Raw genomic sequence first — 22,439 nt, forward strand, 5'->3', positions numbered from 1 at the left:
AGCCGGTTAACCAATGGTTTATTTGCAGGTACTGTAAAGCGTTTCCGGGCAAAATGTAATAGCCGCCGGTCAAGCCGGATTGGGAATATCGATAAACGTCACGTCAAAACCATGCGTTCGCGCCAGCCAGTCGCCCAGCGCCTTGATGCCGCCCCGTTCGGTGGCGTGATGGCCGGCGGCAAAAAAATGCAGGCCCATTTCCCGGGCGGTATGGATGGTTTGCTCCGACACTTCGCCGGTTATAAACGCATCCATCCCCGCGCGCGCCGCCTGTTCGATAAACCCCTGCCCGCCGCCGGTACACCAGGCCAGGCGCGCGATCAGCGCCGGCGCGTTATCGCCGCAGTGCAATACCTCGCGCTCAAGGCGCATTTCCAACCGGCGAAGGAGCTCCTGCGCGCTGACGGCGGGATTCAACTCACCCCACGGCACCAGCGGCTCCAGCTGTCCCTTGACGCTGATATCCAGCAAGGCGGCCAGTTGGGCGTTGTTGCCCAGCTCAGGATGGGCGTCCAGGGGCAGATGCCAGGCAAACAGATTGATATCGTGCGCCAGCAGGGTTTTCAGGCGCCGGCGTTTCATGCCGGTAACGACCGGCGGCTCATTCTTCCAGAAATAACCGTGATGCACCAGAATCGCATCGGCATGATGTTCCACCGCCGCGTCCAGCAGCGCCTGGCAGGCGGTAACGCCGGTGACGATACGTTGCACCTCGGCGCGCCCCTCTACCTGCAGGCCGTTGGGCGCATAGTCCTGGAAGGAAACGCTGTTGAGATGCCGATGGATAAGTTGTTCCAATTCATTGTTACGCATACTGAGAATACCTTCTGTCGCAAGAACCCCGACGTTTACCCCGTCCCGGAACTCAGCCCCAGGTTTTTGGCGGCTTGATACGCCGCCAGGGTGGTTTGGCGTGCGCTGCCATGATCAACTATCGGCCGGGGATAATCCAGTCCGGCGTGGCCGGCCCCGGGCCAACGGTGAGGTTCATGCACATAGCTGTCCGGCACCGCCGCCAGCTCCGGCAGCCAGCGGCGGATAAACACGCCCTGTTCATCGAAGCGGCGTCCCTGGGTGGTGGGATTGAAAATACGAAAATACGGCGCGGCGTCGGTGCCGGTGGAGGCGGCCCATTGCCAGCCGCCATTATTGGCGGCAAGGTCGCCGTCAATCAGCCGGGAGATAAAATACCGCTCGCCTTCGCGCCAGTCGATAAGCAGATCTTTTACCAAGAAGCTGGCGGTAATCATGCGCAGCCGGTTATGCATCCATCCGGTTTGGTTCATCTGGCGCATGGCGGCATCGACGATGGGGTAGCCGGTATTGCCCTGCTGCCAGGCGGCAAGCAGGACGTCATCCCGGCGCCACGCCACATGGCGGGTCCAGCCGATAAACGGCTGGTGCTTGCATAGGGCGGGATATGCCACGATCAGGTGACGATAAAAATCACGCCAGATCAGCTCATTGAGCCAGGTAAACGCGCCGCTGTCGGCATGTTCCAGCACCTGGGGATAAGCGCTGCGCAGGCGATTATAGCACTGGCGCGGGGAGAGTACGCCCAGCGCCAGATAGGCGGACAGCCTGCTGGTGGCGTCCTGGGAGGGAATATCGCGCATCTTGCGGTAGTCCTGCATTTGCTGATGGCAAAAGGTACGCAGCCGCGACAGCGCGACGTCCTCGCCCGCGGGATACGCCTCCCCCGGCGCCTGCCGGGGATAATCAAACGGGGCCAGGCCGTCCGCCGGCTCAGGCGCCGCGTTTATCCGGCGCGACGGCGCGGGCAGGCATTGCGGATCGGCCTCGGCCAGCTTGCGCAGAAAGGCGTTGCGAAACGGGGTAAACACTTTATACATGCCGCTGTCGCCGGTGCGCACGCTGCCGGGCGGCAGCAGCGTGCCGTCATCAAACCCCTGGCATATCACCTGGCCGTCCAGGGCCTGCTCCAGAGCGCGATCGCGCCGCTGCTCGTTAAATTCGTACTGGTAGTTGTAGAACAGCGCGTCAGCCTGTTGCCGCCGGCAGAAATCCGTGAGCCATGCCACCGAGGCATTAAAATCGGGACATTGATGGTAATGCAAAGCAATGCCGCGCGCCGTCAAGCCATGGCGCAGCGCCGCCAGATTATCCAGCAGGAAAGCCGCCTGGCGCGGCGCCATGCCGTGCAGGCGCCATTGCTCCGGCGTGGCGATATAAACCGCCAGCACCCTGGCGTCAGGATCACGGCAGGCGGCATAGAGCGCCGGGTTATCGTGGAGGCGTAAATCCGCGCGCAGCCAGACAAGATGTGTTTTCATGGGTTCTTCCTTGATAACGGTGAAGGGCGGTCAATGCCCGTAACGTAGCCGCAGGGCTTCCGGATAGGGTTCAAAATAGCGTTGCTGCGCCAGCCAGGCGTCAGGATATTCGGCCATATAATGCTTAAGCAGCGTAATCGGCGCCAGCAGGGGCTGCATGCCCTGCCGGTAGCTGTCGATGAGCGACGTCAGCTCCTGGCGCTGTTTTTGCGTCAGGTAACGATGGAAGTAGCCCTGCGCATGCATCAGGACATTGGTATGGTTCGGCCGTGTGGCGTTGTTCGACAGCAGCGCCATCAGTCGGTTACGGTATTCCAGGGCAAAACTTTCAAGCGTAGCAAAGCGATCCATGGCCGCGACAAACGGCCCTATCTGCCGGTACTGCGGCTGGGAATGAGCCAGCAGCAGCAATTTATAACGGCTGTGGAACGCCATGAGCCCGCCGCGCGTCAAGGGCTGTTGCAGCAGTTGATTAAACTCGTACAGCGTATAAACCCTGGCGACGAAATTCTCGCGCAGTTGCGCGTCGTGCAGCCGGCCATCTTCCTCCACCGGCAGCCACGGCAATTGCCGCATCAGTTCCCCGGTATACAGGCCGACGCCGTTTTTGCGCGCGCCGGCGCGATCGTACACCCTGACCCGTTCCATTCCGCAACTGGGCGATTTGGCGCAGACGATGTACCCGCATAGATCGCCCAGCGTTTGCACCTGCTGCTCGGAAAACGACTGCATCGGCTGCGTCAGATCGTCGTCGTTTTGGTTTTTGCCGGTGCGCATGGCGATGCGGCCCTGCTCGTCCCTGACCAAACGCAGCGCCGGCCGGGGGGTGGGCAAACCGATGGCCATTTCGGGGCAGATGGGCGCAAAACGCACGTAGGGAGCCAGTTCGTCCATGGCAAACGCGAAGCGGCGGTGTCCGCCGTCAAAACGGACTTTTTCTCCCATCAGGCAGGCGCTGATGCCGACGGGGATTTTATTGCCCATGCATGACTCCCACATATAATCGATCGTTAAGCAAAGCGTAGACGATTATCCCCGGACCCGCGGCGGGTTTGCGACAAAAGTCCCGCGGGTTAAAGCGCGGGCCGCCGATGCCGGCGTAGCACGAAGAGTGCGCTTTTTTAGCCCATAAAGCGTCTTGTTTAGCGTAATTTTACGCGCCGCGCCGCACGCTTTGCGCGGTTGCGGCAATGTTCCCCGGCCGACGCGGGATCGTATAGAGATAAAGATTCACCGCGCGGGGATATACGCGGATAATACCCAGGCGAGCAGGCGCTTTTTTTATGTTACCCTGCCGCTGGACGCGCCCGCCCGCTATGACGCCACAGGAGGAAACGTGAGCACCCTGACTGCCAATATCCTGATAATCGAAGATGAGGACGCCATCCGCCGTTTTGTCCGCCAGGCGCTGGAACGCGAAGGCTACCGGGTATTTGAGGCGGCCACCATGGAGCGCGGCTTGCTCGAGGCGGCCAGCCGTAAACCGGATCTCATCATGCTCGATTTGGGGCTGCCGGACGGCAACGGCGTGGATTTTATCCGCGATTTACGCTTGTGGAGTTCAATCAGCGTCGTGGTGCTGTCGGCCAGAAGCGACGAACAGGATAAAATCGATGCTCTGGACGCCGGCGCGGAGGATTACCTGACCAAGCCCTTCGGCATCGGGGAACTGCTGGCGCGCGTACGCGTCGCGCTCCGGCGTCCGCTGCGCGGCGATGAAAAGCCCGCGACGGTGAATTTTGCGGCGGTGAGCGTGGATCTGGCCAACCGCCAGGTGACACGTGACGGCGAGCTGTTGCATTTAACGCCCATCGAATTCCGCCTGCTGGCCGTCCTGATTGCCCATCAGGGCAAGGTCCTCACCCAACGTTATCTGCTGGGAGAGGTCTGGGGGCCCAACGCGGTGGAACACAGCCATTACCTGCGCATTTACATGGGCCATCTGCGGCAAAAGCTGGAGCGGGATCCGGCCCAGCCCAACCACCTGCTGACCGAGACCGGCATCGGCTACCGTTTTATGCCCTAGGCGGCTGTATCAGCCTGGCGTTAACCCGCCGCGCCCGGTCCCTTCTTCAACAACTGCATAAAATCGCGAAACGGTTCACGCAGCGGCGCAAACAAGGGATGTTTGCGATATTCCATCATCACCTCCGAGAACAGCTTGAGGCCGATGGCGAAAGACGCGGTTTTCTCAGGTCCGAAGGCCAGATCCTCCCGCCCCTGTAAACGCGTCACGATGCCCAGGATTTCATCGTGGTTTTCAACCTCGAACGACAGCGCGGGCATTTCCAGCGGCTGGCCGTGTTTATCGGCGATGGGCGCCACGGTAATTCTGTATTTATATCCCGCCATGATTTTCCTCCGCCGGCGCCGCCAGCACCTGCGCTATAGTATTAACCGCCTCCAGCAAGGCGGTGTTTATCCGCTCGACCTGCGCCGGCGTCAGATCGGCGCGCAGCATATTGCCGCGTAACAATCCCTTTAATTGCCGCATGCTGTCGGTTATGCCCGGGATCAGGCTGCCTTCCCCGCGTTTGCCTGCCTGGGCGAGCCGTTCGAACAGGGCGGTAATCGCCGCCTGATGCCCGGCCAGCTCTTCCTCGCCCGCCGGGGTAATCTGGTAGTTCTTACGGCTCTGGCCTTCGGCGGTGACCGACATCAGGAAGTCCTGATCCACCAGCAGGCTCAGGGTCGGGTAAATTACGCCTGGACTGGGAATGTACAACCCGGAAGAAGCCAGCTCGATTTCCTTGATCAGCTCATAGCCGTAGCTGGGTTTGCGGGCCACCAGCGCCAGCAGGATCATGCGCAGATCGCCATGGCCGAACAGACGCTGCGTCCTGTGTTCGCCGTCATGGTGCCCGTGGCGCTCATGGTGTCCCCTGCCGCCATGCATACCGCCACGGTCGTGCAAGGCATAATGATGATGATAAAGCATGGTTCTCTCCCGGTTATTTAGATATATCTAAATTAACGCATAACAAGAAAAAAGCAATAAAAGATATATCTAAATGAGGATTTTTTTATCTGCGCGCCAGTATCACCGGCTGCCTGGCGGCGCTGAAACGCAAAAAAAGGCGCTGATAAATCAGCGCCTTGGATAATGAAAGCTCCCCCGTAACGGCGGGTATGGCGGCGGCGCGAGATGCGCCAACCGCCGGGCGGGCCTTATTGTGCCCCGGCCAGTACTTCGCCGACGATTTCCACCGCCTCGCGTTCGATTTGTTCCCGGTGCTTAGGCCCCAGGAAGCTTTCGCAATAAATTTTGTAGGCCTCCTCGGTGCCGGACGGCCGCGCGGCGAACCAGCCGTTTTTGGTCATCACCTTCAGGCCGCCGATGGACGCGCCGTTGCCGGGCGCCTCGGTCAAGCGCGCGGTGATGGGGTCGCCGGCCAGGGTGCTGGCAGAGACCATTTCAGGCGACAGCTTGGCCAAAACGGCCTTCTGCGCGTGGGTGGCCGACGCCTGGATGCGGTTATAGCTGGGCGCGCCGAAACGTTGCGCCAGTTCATCATAGTGCTGCTGGGGATTTTTACCGGTGACCGCGGTAATTTCCGCCGCCAGCAGGCACATAATGATACCGTCTTTATCCGTGGACCAGGGCTTGCCGTCAAAACGCAGGAACGAGGCGCCGGCGCTCTCTTCGCCGCCAAAACCCAGGGTGCCGTCGAACAGGCCGTCGACAAACCATTTAAACCCGACGGGCACTTCCACCAGACGGCGGCCCAGATCGGCCACCACCCGGTCAATCATTTCACTGGAGACCAGGGTTTTGCCCACCGCCACGTCGGCGCCCCACTGCGGACGGTGCTGGAACAGGTAGTTGATCGCCACCGCCAGGAAATGATTGGGGTTCATAAGACCCGCCGGGGTAACGATGCCGTGCCGATCGTAATCCGGATCGTTGGCCAGGGCCAGGTCGAACTTATCACGCAGCGACAGCAGGCCGGTCATGGCCCATTGGGACGAACAGTCCATGCGGATAATGCCGTCGTGGTCGAGATACATAAAGCGGAAGGTCTGGTCGATTTGCTCGTTCACCAGCGTCAAATCAAGTTGGTAATGCTCGGCGATGCGCTGCCAATAGGCAATGCCGGACCCGCCCAGCGGATCGACGCCCAGTTTCAGTCCCGCTTTTTTGATGGCCGCCATGTCCACGACCTCGGCCAGCCCCGCCACATAGGACTGCACCAGATCCTGCGCATGGATATGGCCGCTGTTCCAGGCCGCGTCCAGCGACTGGCGCTTAACGCCGCGCAAATCGTCCGCCAGCAGGGCATTGGCGCGCTCTTCGATCACTTTGGTCAGATTCGTGTCCGCCGGTCCGCCGTTAGGCGGATTGTATTTGATGCCGCCATCTTCCGGCGGATTATGGGACGGGGTGATGACAATGCCGTCGGCCTGGGCGCCGCCGGCGCGATTGTGCGTCAGGATGGCGTTGGACACCGCCGGCGTCGGGGTAAAGCCGTTGTCCTGCTGGACGATGATTTCCACGCCGTTGGCGCTGAGTACTTCCAATACCGAAATAAACGCCGGTTCGGACAGCGCATGGGTGTCCTTGCCCACATAACACGGGCCGGTAACGCCCTGCCTGGCGCGCTCTTCGGCAATGGCCTGGCTGATGGCCAGGATATGGGCTTCATTGAAACTGTGGCGCCCCGCGCTGCCGCGATGGCCTGAAGTACCGAATTTTACCGCATGCGCGGTGTTGCCCGGCTCCGGACGCAACACATAATACTGCGAGGTTAACTGCGCGACATTGATTAAATCGCTTTGCCGGGCGGGCTGCCCGGCGCGGGGGCTATTAGCCATCGGTGCTTCTCCCTTGCCTGCTGTTGATCAAATGGTACCGCAAACTTTATCGGTCAGTTCCACGGGGAACTGCATTGCCAGCATAATGTGTTCCACCATGCTCCGTTTACGATCGGTGTTGGTGTTGGTGATAACCCAGTAGGGCGTTTGCGCTACCTGCTTGGGTTTAGTATGGCTGCCATTTTGCAATAATGTCTGCTCATCAGCGGCAAAATAAGTACGGGTGCGGCCGTGCAGGATATCCGCCGCCTCGGTAAATTCGGCGGGCGACAGGCTATACAGGGTGGACAGCACCAGCATAAAACGATCAACCGCCTTGCGCTGCTCGGCGTAGCTGTCGGAAAGGAGGAGCTCACGCATGGCGCGCACGCGATCGCGGGTCGCCGACGCGGCCTCCGCCTTGAGGGGGGTTTCCGGGGGCGGCGCGCTGCGCGCTGCGGCGCTGGCCTGAGCATTAAATTTCAGCATCCGGCGTAAAATATCCGAGGCGCTTTCGCCGATATGCTGCGTATGGCTGGCGATATAGCGGTAAAGGTCTTCGTCGACTTCAATTGTTTTCATCTTTATCCGGGGCTTTCTTCTCATAAATCAATCAAAAGGATTATACAAGCTAAACCTGCCCCGCGAATAGCGCTAGTATCCGGCTTCGGTAAAAAGTCGGAATTTCCCCCGAGGGCCTTCCTGGCGCCGCCGGTTTTTTTACGGCCGCGGGACGGATAACTCATGATAGGCTATCAGGCTCTGTTATCGCCATGAGGATCAGGATGAAATTACACTATCGTCTGCAACCTGCCCGGCAGCCGGGTGAAGCACTGCCGGTGATATTGCTGCACGGGCTGTTCGGTAGCCTTGATAACCTGGGCGTGCTGGCCAGGCCGCTTGGGGAACACCACGCCACCCTGCAGATTGATCTGCGCAATCACGGCTTGTCCCCCCATGACCACGATGCCGGTTACGCCGCCATGAGCCGGGACGTGATCGAATTGCTTGATGCGTTGCATATCGACGCCGGTCACCTCATCGGCCATTCCATGGGCGGCAAGGTCGCCATGACCCTCGCCGCCCAGGCGCCCGGCCGCGTTGCGCGTCTGGCGGTTATCGATATGGCGCCGGTGGCCTACCCCACCCGTCACCATGACAACGTCTTCGCCGCGCTCAGGCGCGTCGAGGCGGCGGGCGTCACACAGCGCACGGAGGCGGCGGCGCTCATGCGCCATGACGCCCTTGATGAGGAAACCATCCAGTTTTTGCTGAAATCCTTTCACCAGGGCCGGTGGCGGTTTAACGTCGAGGCGCTGTGGGATAACTATCCGGCGCTTATCGGCTGGCGGGAGTCGGCGCCCTGGCTAGGGCCGGCGCTGTTTATCCGCGGTGAAAAATCGCCTTATCTGGATGACAGTTACCGCCAGGCGATCCAACGCCAGTTCCCCCGGGCGCGGGCGCATGTGGTCGCCGGCGCCGGTCATTGGGTTCATGCGGAGAAACCCGCGGCGGTCATGCGCGCCCTGGCCCGTTTCCTGGAAGCATAGGCCGGGCCGCCGCCGGGGTTAGCGCCCGCGAGTTTAATATTGTCGTTTGCTACCGGGCTGGGGTAACATGGCCCGCTGTGTTTTATGGCAGCCCCGGCGTACATAAAACATAACGTTACGGGCGATGCGCGTCCGGCGGCGTAGCCAGCCACGCCGCCGGACGGGGTTTGCCCGCCTGCTTCTTGATGCACAATCCCTTCATGACCTATGGCAAAAGAACAAACGGACCGCACCACCCTGGATTTATTTATCGATGAGCGGCGCCCGGGAAGACCGAAGACGAACCCCCTGTCCCGCGATGAGCAGTTGCGCATCAACAAGCGTAACCAGCTGCGCCGGGATAAAAAGCGCGGCCTGCGCCGGGTGGAGCTGAAAATCAACGCCGAGGCGGTGGATGCGTTAAATGAGCTGGCCTACCGGCAAAACCTGTCGCGCAGCGAGCTGATCGAATTGATTTTACTGGCCGAGCTTGAACGGCAACAAGGCGCGGATCCGCATCCGGAATAAACTTGCCGGCCCGGTAAAGCGCCATCCCGTCCAGGGCCCAAGGCCGCGGACGGGGCAAATTTGCGACAAAACCCGGCCGGCGAGTTTCTCCCCGCATAAGGGTCTGCTATGATTGCCGCAGAGCATCGCTGATTCTGTTACGGAACATATCCATAATATTTAAGAGGTTTTCAAATTCATGGCAACTGTAGGCATTTTTTTTGGCAGTGACACCGGCAATACCGAAAATATTGCCAAAATGATTCAGAAGCAACTGGGTGCGGATGTTGCCGAAGTTCATGACATTGCCAAAAGCAGTAAAGAAGACCTGGCGCGGTTCGACACCCTGCTGCTCGGCATCCCGACCTGGTATTACGGCGAAGCGCAATGTGACTGGGATGATTTTTTCCCCACCCTGGAAGAAATAGATTTCTCCGGCAAAAAAGTGGCGCTGTTCGGCTGTGGCGATCAGGAGGATTACGCCGAATATTTCTGTGACGCCATGGGCACCATTCGCGACATTATCGAGCCCAACGGCGCGACCATCGTCGGTCACTGGCCCACCGCCGGCTATCATTTCGAAGCGTCGAAAGGACTGGCGGACGACAATCACTTCATCGGCCTGGCCATTGACGAAGACCGCCAGCCCGAGCTGACCAATGAACGCGTGGACGGCTGGGTGAAGCAAATCAGCGCTGAATTGCAGCTCAGCTAAAGTAAGGCCGTGCGGGAGGGTGCCGCCGCCGCGGCGCCCGGCAAGGGAATCGGTTGCCGTCATGGCGTCGGGACGGCGCCGCCAACCTCACTGATAACTAAATCCTTTCAAATTAATAGATACAAGTTTTTAACTTTTATCCACAACGCGGTACAATAGCGCAGCGGTTCCACCCTTTTTAGCAAAATGTTGCAGAATTCGCCCCCTGAAACGGGCTATAGTTGTTAACAAGGCGCGGTTTTCATTTTGGACAGGCAGTCTTATAATGAGACGGCGTCACATTTTTCGGGCCGACCGATGTTATAGGCTAAGTTAGCCTACAATCAGATTATCAAAGTAACAGGACTAAACCCGCATGACTGACAATAATATTGCATTGAAGAAGGCCGGCCTGAAAGTCACCCTTCCCAGACTGAAGATTCTGGAAGTGTTGCAAGATCCGGAATGCCATCACGTCAGTGCGGAAGATCTGTACAAAAAACTGATCGATATGGGTGAGGAAATCGGCCTGGCCACGGTATATCGCGTGCTAAACCAATTTGACGACGCCGGTATCGTAACCCGCCACAATTTTGAAGGCGGCAAATCCGTTTTTGAACTGACGCAACAGTATCATCATGACCACCTGATCTGTCTGGACTGCGGCAAGGTTATCGAATTTCGCGACGAGTTCATCGAAGCGCGCCAGCGTGATATTGCCAAAAGGCACAATATCAAGCTGACCAACCATAGTTTATATCTGTATGGGCATTGTGAAATCGGCAACTGCCGCGAAGACGAAACGCTGCACGATCACGCCGATATGCTCAACGGCGTAAAAGAATAACCGCGGCGCGGTCCGTTTCTCCAAAGCGGCTGTTATCGCGCCGCTTTCTCACCCTGCAACGATTTTTTCAATGAGGCTAAACGCCGCCCGTCCCCTTCCCTGATAACGTTTCCTTCCCGAAGCGCGTCGACAAGCGTCGTATCCGCCAATCACCGCCGTGCTCACCGCCGGCAAACTTCAGAAAACTTCACAGAAAATAAAAATAAATAAAGAATAAATAGAGGCCCTGGGACGCCTTTTTGGGCTCATCTGCGTAATCCATTGAAAATACAACGTTTTTATTGCGATTTTTTCACCAGGTAAATTATTCTGTGAATCTGATGATAAAGCTATTTTTCGCTGTCAGCAGTAAGCGACAACAAAAGATATATTTTAATTATATGATTTTATTGAATTAATATAGCCAAAAATACCTTCCTGAGATTAACCCGTATCGGTGACTCGATTTTTACACAAAAAGTAAATTTATAAATTAATAAAAAACGTGAAGTTCGCAGCAGATTTTAAACTTTCGCCATGGTGATATAGTGACAGGCAATGTTAATCACCAGAGATAGTCCAGATGAATGATGCGGAACTGCAAAACGATATGCCGCGCGGCATAGGCATTGCTCCTTATATTCGTATTAAACAAGAAGGCATGACTGAAAACGAAAGCCGGATAGTGGAGTGGTTTTTATCTCCCGGCAACCTCACCGACGTCTCGGGGATCAAAGAGGTGGCCCTGAGTCTGGGCCTGTCGGAAGCCATGATTGTCAAGGTGTCGAAAATTCTCGGTTTCAGCGGCTTTCGCCAGCTGCGCAGCGCCATCGTCGAGTACTTCGATCATGCCGACCATGATATCACCGCCGAACTCTCGCCCACCGACAGCCCGGAGGATGTGGTCAACAAAGTGTTTAACCTGACCGTACGCACCATTGTCGAAGGCCAGGCGATAGTCGACGCCAACGTCATCCAGCAGGCGGCCCAATGCTTTTTTGCCGGCCATCAGCGCGAGCTGTACGGCGTCGGCGGCTCTAATTCCATTTGCGCGGACGTGCAGCATAAATTCCTGAAAATCGGCTTGCGTTGCAATGCCTACCTGGACGCGCATTTGATGATGATGTCGGCCTCCCTGTTGCAACCGGGCGATGTGGCGTTGGTGGTATCCCATTCGGGCCGCACCAGCGATCTGAAACGGGTGGTGTCGATTGCCAAGGATAATGGGGCCAAGATCATTTGTATTACCCATAGCAGCAATTCCCCCATAGCCCAGCTGGCTGATTTTAATATTTGTTCACCGGCGCCGGAAACGCCGTTATTAGGCAGAAACGCTTCGGCCCGTATTTTGCAGCTTACGCTGCTGGATGCGTTTTATGTCTCGGTAGCGCGGCAGGATATCGAGCTGGCGAATAAAAACCTGGAAAAAACGAGTTCCATTACCAAGTACCTGAAGCGTGATTATAAATAATTCTCTTTTGGAGATAGAATAATGAATAAATTTCTTAAATTGGCCGGTGGCGCCGCCTGTGGCCTGATGTTGTCCACCGTGGTCCACGCGGCAGCCGATTACGCCGTTGTTCTTAAAACATTATCCAACCCTTTCTGGGTAGAGATGAAACAAGGCATTGAGAAAAAAGCCCAGGATCTCGGCGTGACGGTGGATATATTCGCGTCACCGTCGGAAGGCGACTTCCAATCGCAATTACAACTATTCGAGGATTTAACCAATAAGAATTATAAAGGCATCGCCTTTGCGCCTTTATCGGCGGTGAATCTGGTGATTCCCGTCGCCAAGGCTTATCAGAAAGGGATTCACCTGGTTAACCTCGACGAAAAAATCGATTTAGCCAGCCTGGCCAAGGCCAAAGGCAACGTCGAAGCCTTTATCACCACCGATAATGTCGCGGTCGGCGCGAAAGGCGCCAAATTTATTATCGATAGCTTGGGCGCCCAGGGCGGCGAAGTGGCCATTATCGAAGGCAAGGCCGGCAACGCCTCGGGCGAGGCGCGGCGCAACGGCGCGACCGCGGAGTTCAAGGCCAACAGCCATATCAAGCTGGTGGCCAGCCAGCCGGCGGATTGGGATCGCATCAAGGCGCTGGACGTGGCGACCAATGTGCTGCAACGTCATCCCCAGCTGAAGGCCTTCTACTGCGCCAACGATACCATGGCGATGGGCGTGGCGCAGGCGGTGGCCAACGCGGGACAGACCGGCAAGATCCTGGTGGTCGGCACCGACGGTATTCCCGAGGCGCGCAAGATGGTCGCCCAGGGCATGATGACCGCCACCGTGGCCCAGAATCCGGCGGAAATCGGCGCCAACGGCCTGGCCATCCTGGTGAATACGGTGAAAGCGGGCAAGCTGATTGCGCTTGATGCCCAGCCGAAAATTGAAACCGTCGATTCTATATTAGTCACCAAATAGTCCAGGTGCCGCAAGACCGCCTATTCCCGCCGTCTTGTCATTAATCCGGAGAGTAATATGAGCACTCCATATATTAAAATGGAGGGGATCGCCAAATTCTTTGGTCCCGTCCAGGCGTTGCAATCAGTTGACCTGGAAATATACCCTAATGAGATACATGCTTTATTAGGTGAAAACGGCGCCGGCAAATCAACCTTGATGAAAATACTTTCCGGTATTTATGAACCGACGGCGGGGAAAATAATAATTAATGATGTCGAGTACGCGAAGCTCGATCATAAAGTCGCTGCCAGATTGGGCATTGGTATAATTTACCAGGAATTAAGCGTTATCGATGAATTAACCGTGTTGGAGAATTTATTTATCGGCCGTCTGCCGGTAAAAAAAGTGTTCGGCGTAAACGTGGTGGACTGGCACGACATGCGTACCAAAGCGGCTATTATGCTGCTGCGCGTGGGGCTGAAAATACGGCTTGACGAAAAGGTGGGCAACCTGTCCATCAGCCAAAAGCAAATGCTGGAAATCGCCAAGACCCTGATGCTGGACGCCAGGGTGATCATCATGGACGAGCCGACCTCTTCCCTGACCTATAACGAAGTGGATTATCTGTTCCTGATCATGAACCAGCTGCGCCAGGACGGCACGGCGATTGTCTATATATCGCATAAGCTTAACGAAATACGCCGCATCTGCAACCGCTATACGGTGCTAAAGGACGGCAGCAGCGTCGCCTCCGGGCAGATGGGACAGGTGACCAACGATGATATTGTCCGGCTGATGGTCGGGCGCGAGCTGCAAAACCGCTTTCGCTCCCTTAAGGAGAAGGTTGGCGGCGACACGGGGGACGCCGATATCATCTTTGCGGTGGAGAATATCACCAGCCGGGATAAACGCCGGGTCAAGCACGTCTCCTTCCAGGTAAAAAAGGGCGAAATCATGGGCTTTGCCGGACTGGTGGGGTCGGGACGCACCGAATTCATGAACTGCATCTTCGGCGTGGAACCGAAAAGCAGCGGCAAGGTGATGCTGCATAACGTCGATATCACGCCCTCTTCGCCGCTGGACGCCCTGAAGAAGGGCATGGGATATATCACCGAAAGTCGGCGTGAAAACGGCTTTTTTGATAATTTTTCCATTGCGCAGAATATCGCCATCAGCAAAAGCCTTAAGGATGGCGGCTATAAAGGTGCTCTGGGATTATTTAATGCGGATAAGGAAAGGCAGCTGGCGGAAACGCAGCGGCGGCTGCTATCGCTGAAATGCAGTTCGGTGGACCAAAATATCACTGAGTTATCCGGCGGCAACCAACAAAAGGTATTGATATCAAAATGGCTCTGCTGCGAGCCGGAGGTTATTATTTTTGACGAACCTACCCGCGGCATTGATGTCGGGGCCAAGGCGGAAATTTATAAGGTGATGCGCACATTGGCCGCCACGGGAAAAACCATATTGATGGTGTCATCCGAACTGCCGGAAATCATTACCGTATGCGACCGTATCGCAATATTTTGCGAAGGGACATTAGCCCATATTCTTGACAATAATGAGAGTATCGGGGAAGAAGATATTATGACGTGGGCTCTGCCACAAAGCTGAGGGAAATAAAAATGGAGAAGGCCACCTTTAACTTCCAGAAATTCTGGGATCAGTACGGCACGTTTTTTATCCTGGCGATTATTGTTGCCATATTCGGCTCTATATCCAGTGAATATTTTCTGAAAACCAACAATATTACCCAGATCCTGGTACAGAGTTCGGTAACGGTCTTGATCGGCATGGGCGAGTTTTTCGCCATCCTGGTGGCGGGCATCGACCTGTCGGTGGGGGCTATCCTGGCCTTGTCGGGCATGGTGACCGCCAAGCTGATGCTGGCGGGTCTTGACCCGGTCTCCGCCGCGCTGATTGGCGGGGTGGTGGTCGGCGGGCTATTGGGCGCCATCAACGGTTGCCTGGTTAACTGGACCGGCCTGCATCCCTTTATTATTACCCTCGGCACCAACGCTATTTTTCGCGGCATCACCCTGGTCATTTCCGATGCCAACTCGGTGTACGGCTTCTCATTCGGCTTTGTTAACTTCTTTGCCGGCAGCGTGCTGGGTATTCCGGTACCGGTGATTTTTGCTTTGATCATTGCGGTTATCCTGTGGTTTATTACCGCGCGCACCCGGCTTGGCAGAAATATTTACGCCCTGGGCGGCAACAAAAATTCGGCATTTTTTTCCGGTATCGACGTTAAATTCCATATGCTGGTAGTGTTTATTATTTCCGGCATCTGCGCCGGGCTCGCCGGCGTGGTATCCACCGCGCGCTTGGGCGCGGCCGAGCCTTTGGCCGGCATTGGCTTTGAGACCTATGCCATCGCCAGCGCCATTATCGGCGGCACCAGTTTTTTTGGCGGCAAGGGACGAATATTCTCGGTGGTAATTGGTGGTTTAATTATTGGCACGATTAACAATGGCCTTAATATTCTTCAGGTGCAAACGTATTACCAATTAGTTGTCATGGGGGGATTGATTATCGCCGCCGTGGCTTTAGATCGACTTATCAGTAAATAGGTAACCGATATGAAGATATCCCCTTCTTTAATGTGCATGGATTTATTAAAGTTTAAAGAGCAAATTGAATTTATCGATCGTCATGCGGATTATATCCATATCGATATCATGGACGGGCATTTTGTGCCCAATCTGACGCTGTCGCCGTTTTTTGTCGAGCAGGTCAAACGCCTCGCCAGTAAGCCCCTGGATTGCCATTTAATGGTCACCCATCCGGAAGATTATATCGACAGCCTGGCGAAGGCGGGCGCCGGCATGATTACCCTTCATCCGGAAACCTTGTCCGGCCAGGCCTTTCGGCTTATTGAGAAGATCAGGTCCCTGGGATTGGGCGTGGGATTGATACTCAATCCTGAATCGTCGGTGGAGATGATGAAATATTATATCCATCTGGCGGACAAAATTACCGTCATGACCGTCGATCCCGGTTTTGCCGGCCAGCCGTTTATCACCGAAATGCTGGAAAAAATAGGCCAGCTCAAGGCATACCGCGAGAGCCACGGTTTGCGGTATGAAATTGAAATTGATGGTTCATGCAACCAGCGCACCTACCGTTCGCTGATCGCGGCGGGCGCGGATGTCTTTATCGTCGGTTCTTCCGGCCTGTTTAATAATGCGCCGGATATCCACCAGGCGTGGAAAATGATGACCGACCAAATCCAGGACGCGCGGAAAGAGGCCAGCTAAGATGAAAAACAGGCGGTTGGTGATAGTCGGCGTGGATATGGGCGCCACCCATATCCGCATCTGTTTGTTATCGCCCGATGGCCAGGTACTGGTCACGGCGAAAGAGCGCACTCTGCCGGTAGTGGAAAGCGGCCTGGCGGAAGGATTGTCGGCTTTTATCGGCCGCTTTCTCGTCCAGCGCGGCGCCGGGGTCGCCGCAGTGATGATTGGCTTTCCCGCGTCCATAGCCCGGGACAGGAAAACCATCATGTCCACGCCCAACCTGCCCTGCGCCACCCGCGAATTTGTGGATCTGGCGGCAGAACTGGAGCGGCGCCTGCAATGCCCGGTGGCCTTTGAGCGTGACGTAAACCTGCAGCTGTTTTATGACGTGAGCGAGCAGCGCCTGGGGGATAAGCTGGTGCTGGGATGTTATCTTGGCACCGGGTTCGGGTTTGCCATTTGGCTCAATGGCGCGCCTTATGTCGGCGCGCATGGCGTGGCCGGCGAACTGGGGCACATTCCCCTGGGCGATGACGGCGCGCGCTGCGGGCTGCGGTAATACAGGCTGCCTGGAAACCGCCTGTTCAGGCGTGGCGCTGGCGCGATGGTATCACGGCGCGGCGCATGACTACGCGCTGTCCGATATTTTCACCTGCGCCCATGGCGATAGCTATATTACCGGCTTTATCGACACGGCGGCCAAGGCGATTGCCACCGGCGTAAACCTGTTTGATCCCGATCATATCCTGCTGGGGGGCGGCGTGATGGATATGGTGGATTTCCCCTACGATCGGCTGATTGCCAGGGCCGGCGACTTTATTCGCAAGCCGTTGCCCTATGAGGAAATCATTTTTGCCAAAGCGTCCTCGTCGGCGTTTAACGGCGCCATCGGCGCCGCCAGGCTGGGACTGCGGGTCGCGCAGGCGGCGTGCGCCGCCGGTTAGGCTACGCATCGCACGCAGCGCCGCGGTCGATACCGCGGCGCCGGCGCGGCGTCAAACGGCGGTTTTGGTCCAGGTATCGCGCAGGCCTACGGTGCGGTTAAACACCGGTTTTTCCACGCTGAAATAGCGGCTGTCGGCGCAGAAATACCCTTCGCGTTCAAACTGGTAGGGCTTGCCCGGCAGCGCCTCAAGCGCGCTGGCCTCCACAAAGCCTTGTTTGATGACCAGCGACTCCGGGTTCAGCGTCGCGAGGAAATCATCCGCCGAGGCGGGGTTAGGGTCGCTGAACAGGCGATCGTATAAACGAAACTCGGCGGGGACGCCGTGGGTCGCCGAGACCCAATGAATCACCCCTTTCACCTTGCGCCCATCCGCCGGGTCCTTGCTCAGCGTCTCCGGATCGTAGGTGCAGTAAATGACGCTGATCTCGCCCTGCTCATCCTTGTCGATACGCTCCGCCTTGATCACATAGGCGTTGCGCAGGCGCACTTCCTTGCCCAACACCAGGCGCTTGTACTGTTTGTTGGCTTCCTCGCGAAAATCCGCCCGATCGATATAAATCTCTCGGCTAAAAGCCACCTGGCGCTCGCCCATCTCGGGTTTATTGGGATGCGTCGGCATGGTCACGGTTTCCTCGTGCCCGGCCGGCAGGTTTTCTATCACCAGTTTTACCGGATCGATCACCGCCATGGCGCGCGGCGCGGTTTCATTGAGATCTTCACGGATACAGGCTTCCAGCGCGGCGATTTCCACGTTGTTTTCCTGTTTGGTGACGCCGATGCGCCGGCAGAATTCACGAATGGACGCGGCGGTATAACCACGGCGCCGCAGGCCGGAGATGGTCGGCATGCGCGGGTCGTCCCAGCCCTCGACAATATTCTCCGCCACCAGTTGGGTCAGCTTGCGCTTGGACATAATGGCGTATTCAAGATTGAGGCGCGAAAATTCATACTGACGGGGATGACAATCGATAGTGATATTGTCCAGCACCCAGTCATATAAACGGCGGTTATCCTGGAATTCCAGGGTACACAGCGAATGGGTGATGCCTTCGAGGGCGTCGGAAATACAGTGGGTGAAGTCATACATCGGATAGATGCACCACTTCGAACCGGTCTGGTGGTGTTCGGCAAATTTAATGCGGTACAGCACCGGATCGCGCATCACCATAAACGGCGAGGCCATATCGATTTTAGCCCGCAGGCAGGCGCTGCCCTCGGGGAAACCGCCGTTGCGCATAATGGTAAACAGCGCCAGGTTGTCCTCGACCGAGCGATCGCGAAACGGACTGTTCCGGCCGGGCGTGGTGAGGTTGCCGCGGTATTCGCGAATGGCGTCGGGTGAAAGCTCATCCACATAAGCCAACCCTTTATTGATAAGCTCGATGGCATAGGCATGCAGCTGATCGAAATAATCGGAGGAGTAATGGATATTGCCGCTCCATTTAAAACCAAGCCACTGCACGTCTTCTTTGATTGAATCGACGAATTCTATATCTTCTTTCACCGGGTTGGTATCGTCGAAGCGCAGATTGCATTGGCCCTGGTAATCCTGGGCGATGCCGAAATTCAGGCAAATGGCCTTGGCATGACCGATATGCAGATAGCCGTTAGGCTCCGGCGGAAAACGGGTATGCACCGAATGGTGCTTACCGGTTGCCAAATCTTCGTCAATTATTTGACGAATAAAATTAGTTGGGCGGGCTTCTGCCTCACTCATATTGCATTTCCTCTACGCGAACGCACGACATTCATTATGCTTATGTTCCAACAAGCCACGTCCCGACACAACCGTTAGTTGCAGAAATTCTTATGGCGCCGGGCGCGGTGCCGCGGCCGTCCTGTCGCCCTGACGGACAGGCTGGGTAACCGGGAGGCTATATTAGCATAGGCGCAACTGCGCCGGAGGATAACCGGGAACAGAATCGGGGGAATAACGCCGTGTCGGGGAGAAACGGACTCCGGCGCGCGAACCGCGCCGGAGCCGGGTAACGAGGGCGGCCTTATTTGGCGGTAACATCCAGCAGCGGTGTTACCCCTGCGACCACCGCGCCGCTGGCGATAGCGGTAATGGCGCCAAACTCATCCATATTGCTTATCACCACCGGGCTTATCATCGAGCGGGCATTGGCATTGAGATAGTCCAGATCCAGCTCCAGTATCGGCTGCCCCTGGGTGACCTTGCTGCCCTCTTCCACCAGGGACGTAAAACCCTGGCCCTGCAGTCCGACGGTATCAATGCCGATATGCACAATCACTTCGGCGCCGGCGTCGGTTTCCAGGCAGAACGCGTGATGGGTGCCGAAGACCTTGACCAGGGTGCCGTTAGACGGCGACAGCACCAGTTTCCCGGTCGGGCGGATGGCGACGCCGTCGCCCACCGCTTTGCTGGCGAAGGCTTCGTCCGGCACCTGATCCAAGGGTACGATATCACCGGTTATCGGCGACGTCAGGCTGACCACCACCGGGCGCGCCACCGGCTCATGAACCACCGCGGCCGGCTGCACCGCCGCGGGTTGGGAAACGGAGCGCGACGCCGCGACCGGCCCTTCGGCCAGCACGGTACGCATGGCGCCGGCGATAATTTCGGCTCGGGTGCCGACAATCACCTGCACGCTTTCCTTATTAAGACGGATAACGCCCTGGGCGCCGAGATTTTTTGCCAGGGAATCGTTGACCAGCGACGAATCCTTCACGTTCAGCCGCAGACGAGTGATACAGGCGTCAATGCCCGTCAGGTTTTCCGAGCCGCCCACCGCGCTGATGTAACGGCGGGCCAGCGCCTGGGTTTCACCGGACTTGGTGGTGGCCATGGCCGGTTCGACATCGACGTTATAGCCGTCGCTTTCGTCGCCGGCGACCGCCAGTTCACGCCCAGGAGTCAGCAGGTTGAAGCGTTTGATGGTAAAACGGAACACCAGGTAGTAAATAACAAAGAACACCAGTCCCTGCGGGATCAGCATATACCAATGGACCGCCAGCGGATTGCGCGAGGAAAGCACCATATCCACCAGGCCGGCGCTGAAACCGAACCCCGCCATCCAATGCATTTGCGCGGCGATGAATACCGACAGCCCGGTTAACAGGGCATGCAGGAAATACAGTACCGGCGCCACGAACATAAAGGAAAATTCCAGCGGTTCGGTGATCCCGGTAAAAAAGGCGGCAAACGCGCCGGCAATCATGATCCCGGCCACCTTGCTTTTGTTTTCCGGACGGGCGCATTGATAAATGGCCAGGGCGGCGCCCGGCAGGCCGAACATCATGATCGGGAAGAATCCGGCCTGGTAACGCCCGGTAATACCGACGATGGCGGTGCCCGCGTCAATGGACTGCTGGCCGCCGAAAAATTTGGGTATGTCGTTGATGCCGGCCACGTCGAACCAGAACACCGAGTTCAGCGCGTGGTGTAATCCCACCGGGATTAACAGCCGGTTAAAGAAGGCGTAGATACCGGCACCCACCGAACCGAGCTGCTGGATATGCTCGCCGAACGATACCAGGGCGTTAAACACCAGCGGCCAAACGTACATCAGGATAAAGGCCACCAGGATCATGACGAAGGACACCAGGATCGGCACCAGCCGCCGTCCGCTGAAGAACGACAGCGCCTTGGTCAGCTCGACATGGCTGAAGCGGTTGTACAGCTCGGCGGAGATAATCCCCACCAGGATGCCGACAAACTGGTTATTGATTTTACCGAAGGCCGCGGGCACATCGGCCAGGGGAATATGCTGGATCATCGACACGGAAGCCGGCGCGCACAGCGTGGTGACCACCAGAAAGCCGACCAGGCCGGATAAGGCCGCCGCGCCGTCTTTGTCCTTGGACATGCCGTAGGCCACGCCGACGGCGAACAACACCGACATATTTTCTATAATCGCCGATCCGGCCTTGATAAAGAAGGCCGCCCAGGCGCTGCCGCCGCCCCAGCCCACCGGGTCGATCCAGTAACCGACGCCCATCAGGATGGCGGCGGCGGGCAACGTTGCCACCGGCACCATCAGCGCGCGGCCTATTTTTTGAAGATAACTGAGTATATTCACCTTGATTCCCCTTTTGACCTTATCGATCAACCCACAATGTAGGCTGTCTAACCCTTGCCTGCGAAAAACCGCGCCTGACGAAGCTGCTCATACGCAGTGTAGAAAGTTTAATTTTCAACGCAAATTAATTACCGGTATTATGTGATTAGAATCACCTTGAACCGGTAAGATTTGTGACTTATTCTACTAATTATGTCAAACTTATTTTGCATCGCGAATAATCAGCTTATACTTTTGCCGTGCGGTCAGAGCGCCCTGGCTCCCGCTATGTAATGCCTGCGCGCTAACGTTATACTGTTAACACCGCTGCGGACACCCGTTTTTATCTATTAAAGAGGTCAGTCATGAGACTTATTCCGTTAGAAACCGCCGCCGACGTCGGCAAATGGGCCGCTCGTCATATCGTCGAGCGCATCAATGCCTTCAAACCCACCGCCGCACGCCCTTTTATTCTCGGACTGCCCACCGGCAGCACGCCGTTGGAAGCCTACAAATATCTTATTCAGATGCATAAAGCGGGCCAGGTCAGCTTCGAGCACGTGGTGACGTTTAACATGGATGAGTACGTCGGCCTGCCCGCCGCCCATCCGGAAAGCTATTACACCTTTATGCATCGCAATTTCTTCGATCACGTGAATATTCCGCGGGAAAACATCAATCTGCTCAACGGCAACGCCGATGATATCGACGCGGAATGTCGCCGCTATGAAGAAAAAATTAAGTCGTACGGCAAGATCCATCTGTTTATGGGCGGCGTCGGCAATGACGGGCATATCGCCTTTAACGAACCCGCCTCCTCCCTGGCGTCGCGCACCCGCGTCAAGACCCTGACGCTGGAAACCCGCCGGGCCAATTCCCGTTTCTTTGACAATGATATCGAGCAGGTGCCGCGTTTTGCCCTGACCGTCGGCGTCGGCACGCTGCTGGACGCCGAAGAAGTGATGATCCTGGTCATCGGCCACAACAAAGCGCTGGCGCTGCAGGCGGCGGTGGAAGGCAACGTGAATCATATGTGGACAATAAGTTGCCTGCAGCTTCATGCTAAAGCGGTGATGGTGTGCGACGAACCCTCCACCATGGAGCTGAAAGTGAAGACGGTAAAATATTTCCGCGAACTGGAAGCCGCCAGTACCCTGAGCCTGAAAAACAGCTGATTG

Annotated in this window: 20 protein-coding genes and 1 pseudogene; 12 read left to right on the forward strand and 9 right to left on the reverse strand. The window is 56.8% G+C overall.

Features of this window, described 5'->3' with window-relative positions; all coding sequences use genetic code 11:
• Positions 1-69: 69 nt before the first annotated feature.
• From ACL2XF_RS13835 to ACL2XF_RS13845, 3 genes are read right to left on the reverse strand one after another with little or no spacing between them, the layout of a single operon-like run.
• Positions 70-813, reverse strand: a complete 744-nt coding sequence (locus ACL2XF_RS13835; protein WP_410016057.1) for a type 2 GTP cyclohydrolase I — start codon at positions 811-813, stop codon at positions 70-72.
• A gap of 35 nt (positions 814-848) precedes the next feature.
• Positions 849-2,294, reverse strand: a complete 1,446-nt coding sequence (gene phrB, locus ACL2XF_RS13840; RefSeq protein WP_413727051.1) for a deoxyribodipyrimidine photo-lyase — start codon at positions 2,292-2,294, stop codon at positions 849-851.
• 30 nt (positions 2,295-2,324) lie between these two features.
• On the reverse strand, positions 2,325-3,278 hold the full coding sequence (locus ACL2XF_RS13845; protein ID WP_410016059.1) for a YbgA family protein: 954 nt from the start codon (positions 3,276-3,278) through the stop codon (positions 2,325-2,327).
• Positions 3,279-3,639: 361 nt separating this feature from the next.
• On the opposite strand from ACL2XF_RS13845, the gene kdpE reads away from it, so the two are divergent.
• Positions 3,640-4,320, forward strand: coding sequence for a two-component system response regulator KdpE (gene kdpE, locus ACL2XF_RS13850; protein WP_410016599.1), 681 nt, complete (start codon positions 3,640-3,642; stop codon positions 4,318-4,320).
• A gap of 20 nt (positions 4,321-4,340) precedes the next feature.
• Here kdpE and ACL2XF_RS13855 read toward each other — a convergent pair whose 3' ends face one another.
• From ACL2XF_RS13855 to seqA, 4 genes are all read right to left on the reverse strand, one after another.
• Entirely contained in the window at positions 4,341-4,646 is a 306-nt protein-coding gene (locus tag ACL2XF_RS13855; protein WP_413727052.1) for a DUF3861 domain-containing protein, read from the reverse strand.
• Entirely contained in the window at positions 4,633-5,232 is a 600-nt protein-coding gene (locus tag ACL2XF_RS13860; RefSeq protein ID WP_410016061.1) for a PadR family transcriptional regulator, read from the reverse strand. The genes ACL2XF_RS13855 and ACL2XF_RS13860 overlap by 14 nt, the downstream gene beginning before the upstream one ends.
• 230 nt (positions 5,233-5,462) lie before the next feature.
• Entirely contained in the window at positions 5,463-7,106 is a 1,644-nt protein-coding gene (gene pgm / locus ACL2XF_RS13865) for a phosphoglucomutase (alpha-D-glucose-1,6-bisphosphate-dependent) (protein ID WP_410016062.1), read from the reverse strand.
• A 27-nt stretch (positions 7,107-7,133) separates the two neighbouring features.
• Complete coding sequence (gene seqA / locus ACL2XF_RS13870; protein WP_413727053.1) at positions 7,134-7,667, reverse strand: replication initiation negative regulator SeqA; 534 nt, start codon at positions 7,665-7,667, stop codon at positions 7,134-7,136.
• A 203-nt stretch (positions 7,668-7,870) separates the two neighbouring features.
• On the opposite strand from seqA, the gene ACL2XF_RS13875 reads away from it, so the two are divergent.
• The 10 genes and pseudogenes from ACL2XF_RS13875 (at position 7,871) to alsK (ending at position 17,237) form a co-directional block, all read left to right on the forward strand.
• Positions 7,871-8,635, forward strand: a complete 765-nt coding sequence (locus ACL2XF_RS13875; protein WP_413727054.1) for an alpha/beta fold hydrolase — start codon at positions 7,871-7,873, stop codon at positions 8,633-8,635.
• 207 nt (positions 8,636-8,842) lie between these two features.
• Positions 8,843-9,142 (forward strand): LexA regulated protein, encoded by a 300-nt coding sequence (gene ybfE, locus ACL2XF_RS13880; protein ID WP_410016065.1) that lies wholly within the window; start codon positions 8,843-8,845, stop codon positions 9,140-9,142.
• A 178-nt stretch (positions 9,143-9,320) separates the two neighbouring features.
• Entirely contained in the window at positions 9,321-9,836 is a 516-nt protein-coding gene (fldA, locus tag ACL2XF_RS13885) for a flavodoxin FldA (RefSeq protein ID WP_410016066.1), read from the forward strand.
• A gap of 355 nt (positions 9,837-10,191) precedes the next feature.
• A complete protein-coding gene (fur, locus tag ACL2XF_RS13890) occupies positions 10,192-10,662 on the forward strand; it encodes a ferric iron uptake transcriptional regulator (RefSeq protein WP_410016067.1) in 471 nt (156 codons plus the stop codon).
• A 562-nt stretch (positions 10,663-11,224) separates the two neighbouring features.
• Positions 11,225-12,112 (forward strand): transcriptional repressor AlsR, encoded by an 888-nt coding sequence (gene alsR / locus ACL2XF_RS13895; protein WP_410016068.1) that lies wholly within the window; start codon positions 11,225-11,227, stop codon positions 12,110-12,112.
• A gap of 21 nt (positions 12,113-12,133) precedes the next feature.
• Entirely contained in the window at positions 12,134-13,069 is a 936-nt protein-coding gene (gene alsB / locus ACL2XF_RS13900; RefSeq protein WP_410016069.1) for a D-allose transporter substrate-binding protein, read from the forward strand.
• A 57-nt stretch (positions 13,070-13,126) separates the two neighbouring features.
• The gene (gene alsA / locus ACL2XF_RS13905) at positions 13,127-14,665 is read left to right on the forward strand and encodes a D-allose ABC transporter ATP-binding protein AlsA (RefSeq protein ID WP_413727055.1); all 1,539 of its coding nucleotides are present in this window, start codon (positions 13,127-13,129) and stop codon (positions 14,663-14,665) included.
• 11 nt (positions 14,666-14,676) lie between these two features.
• A complete protein-coding gene (gene alsC / locus ACL2XF_RS13910) occupies positions 14,677-15,624 on the forward strand; it encodes a D-allose ABC transporter permease (RefSeq protein ID WP_410016071.1) in 948 nt (315 codons plus the stop codon).
• A 9-nt stretch (positions 15,625-15,633) separates the two neighbouring features.
• The gene (gene alsE / locus ACL2XF_RS13915; RefSeq protein WP_410016072.1) at positions 15,634-16,311 is read left to right on the forward strand and encodes a D-allulose 6-phosphate 3-epimerase; all 678 of its coding nucleotides are present in this window, start codon (positions 15,634-15,636) and stop codon (positions 16,309-16,311) included.
• A gap of 1 nt (position 16,312) precedes the next feature.
• Positions 16,313-17,237 (forward strand): annotated as a pseudogene (gene alsK / locus ACL2XF_RS13920) (allose kinase).
• A gap of 51 nt (positions 17,238-17,288) precedes the next feature.
• Here the strand turns inward: alsK and glnS are convergent.
• Complete coding sequence (gene glnS, locus ACL2XF_RS13925) at positions 17,289-18,956, reverse strand: glutamine--tRNA ligase (protein WP_410016074.1); 1,668 nt, start codon at positions 18,954-18,956, stop codon at positions 17,289-17,291.
• A gap of 283 nt (positions 18,957-19,239) precedes the next feature.
• On the reverse strand, positions 19,240-21,282 hold the full coding sequence (gene nagE / locus ACL2XF_RS13930; RefSeq protein ID WP_413727056.1) for an N-acetylglucosamine-specific PTS transporter subunit IIBC: 2,043 nt from the start codon (positions 21,280-21,282) through the stop codon (positions 19,240-19,242).
• A 344-nt stretch (positions 21,283-21,626) separates the two neighbouring features.
• Between nagE and nagB the strand changes: the two genes are divergently transcribed.
• Positions 21,627-22,436 (forward strand): glucosamine-6-phosphate deaminase, encoded by an 810-nt coding sequence (nagB, locus tag ACL2XF_RS13935; protein WP_413722299.1) that lies wholly within the window; start codon positions 21,627-21,629, stop codon positions 22,434-22,436.
• Positions 22,437-22,439: the final 3 nt, after the last annotated feature.

Origin of the sequence: Sodalis sp. RH19 (assembly GCF_047324215.1) — a bacterium.
Taxonomy (GTDB): domain Bacteria; phylum Pseudomonadota; class Gammaproteobacteria; order Enterobacterales; family Enterobacteriaceae; genus Acerihabitans.

Coding starts and splice junctions, on each gene's coding strand:
- ACL2XF_RS13835 (WP_410016057.1), bottom strand. CDS start 813: ATGCGTAACAATGAATTGGAACAACTTATCCATCGGCATCTCAACAGC.
- phrB (WP_413727051.1), bottom strand. CDS start 2,294: ATGAAAACACATCTTGTCTGGCTGCGCGCGGATTTACGCCTCCACGAT.
- ACL2XF_RS13845 (WP_410016059.1), bottom strand. CDS start 3,278: ATGGGCAATAAAATCCCCGTCGGCATCAGCGCCTGCCTGATGGGAGAA.
- ACL2XF_RS13855 (WP_413727052.1), bottom strand. CDS start 4,646: ATGGCGGGATATAAATACAGAATTACCGTGGCGCCCATCGCCGATAAA.
- ACL2XF_RS13860 (WP_410016061.1), bottom strand. CDS start 5,232: ATGCTTTATCATCATCATTATGCCTTGCACGACCGTGGCGGTATGCAT.
- pgm (WP_410016062.1), bottom strand. CDS start 7,106: ATGGCTAATAGCCCCCGCGCCGGGCAGCCCGCCCGGCAAAGCGATTTA.
- seqA (WP_413727053.1), bottom strand. CDS start 7,667: ATGAAAACAATTGAAGTCGACGAAGACCTTTACCGCTATATCGCCAGC.
- ACL2XF_RS13875 (WP_413727054.1), top strand. CDS start 7,871: ATGAAATTACACTATCGTCTGCAACCTGCCCGGCAGCCGGGTGAAGCA.
- ybfE (WP_410016065.1), top strand. CDS start 8,843: ATGGCAAAAGAACAAACGGACCGCACCACCCTGGATTTATTTATCGAT.
- fldA (WP_410016066.1), top strand. CDS start 9,321: ATGGCAACTGTAGGCATTTTTTTTGGCAGTGACACCGGCAATACCGAA.
- fur (WP_410016067.1), top strand. CDS start 10,192: ATGACTGACAATAATATTGCATTGAAGAAGGCCGGCCTGAAAGTCACC.
- alsR (WP_410016068.1), top strand. CDS start 11,225: ATGAATGATGCGGAACTGCAAAACGATATGCCGCGCGGCATAGGCATT.
- alsB (WP_410016069.1), top strand. CDS start 12,134: ATGAATAAATTTCTTAAATTGGCCGGTGGCGCCGCCTGTGGCCTGATG.
- alsA (WP_413727055.1), top strand. CDS start 13,127: ATGAGCACTCCATATATTAAAATGGAGGGGATCGCCAAATTCTTTGGT.
- alsC (WP_410016071.1), top strand. CDS start 14,677: ATGGAGAAGGCCACCTTTAACTTCCAGAAATTCTGGGATCAGTACGGC.
- alsE (WP_410016072.1), top strand. CDS start 15,634: ATGAAGATATCCCCTTCTTTAATGTGCATGGATTTATTAAAGTTTAAA.
- glnS (WP_410016074.1), bottom strand. CDS start 18,956: ATGAGTGAGGCAGAAGCCCGCCCAACTAATTTTATTCGTCAAATAATT.
- nagB (WP_413722299.1), top strand. CDS start 21,627: ATGAGACTTATTCCGTTAGAAACCGCCGCCGACGTCGGCAAATGGGCC.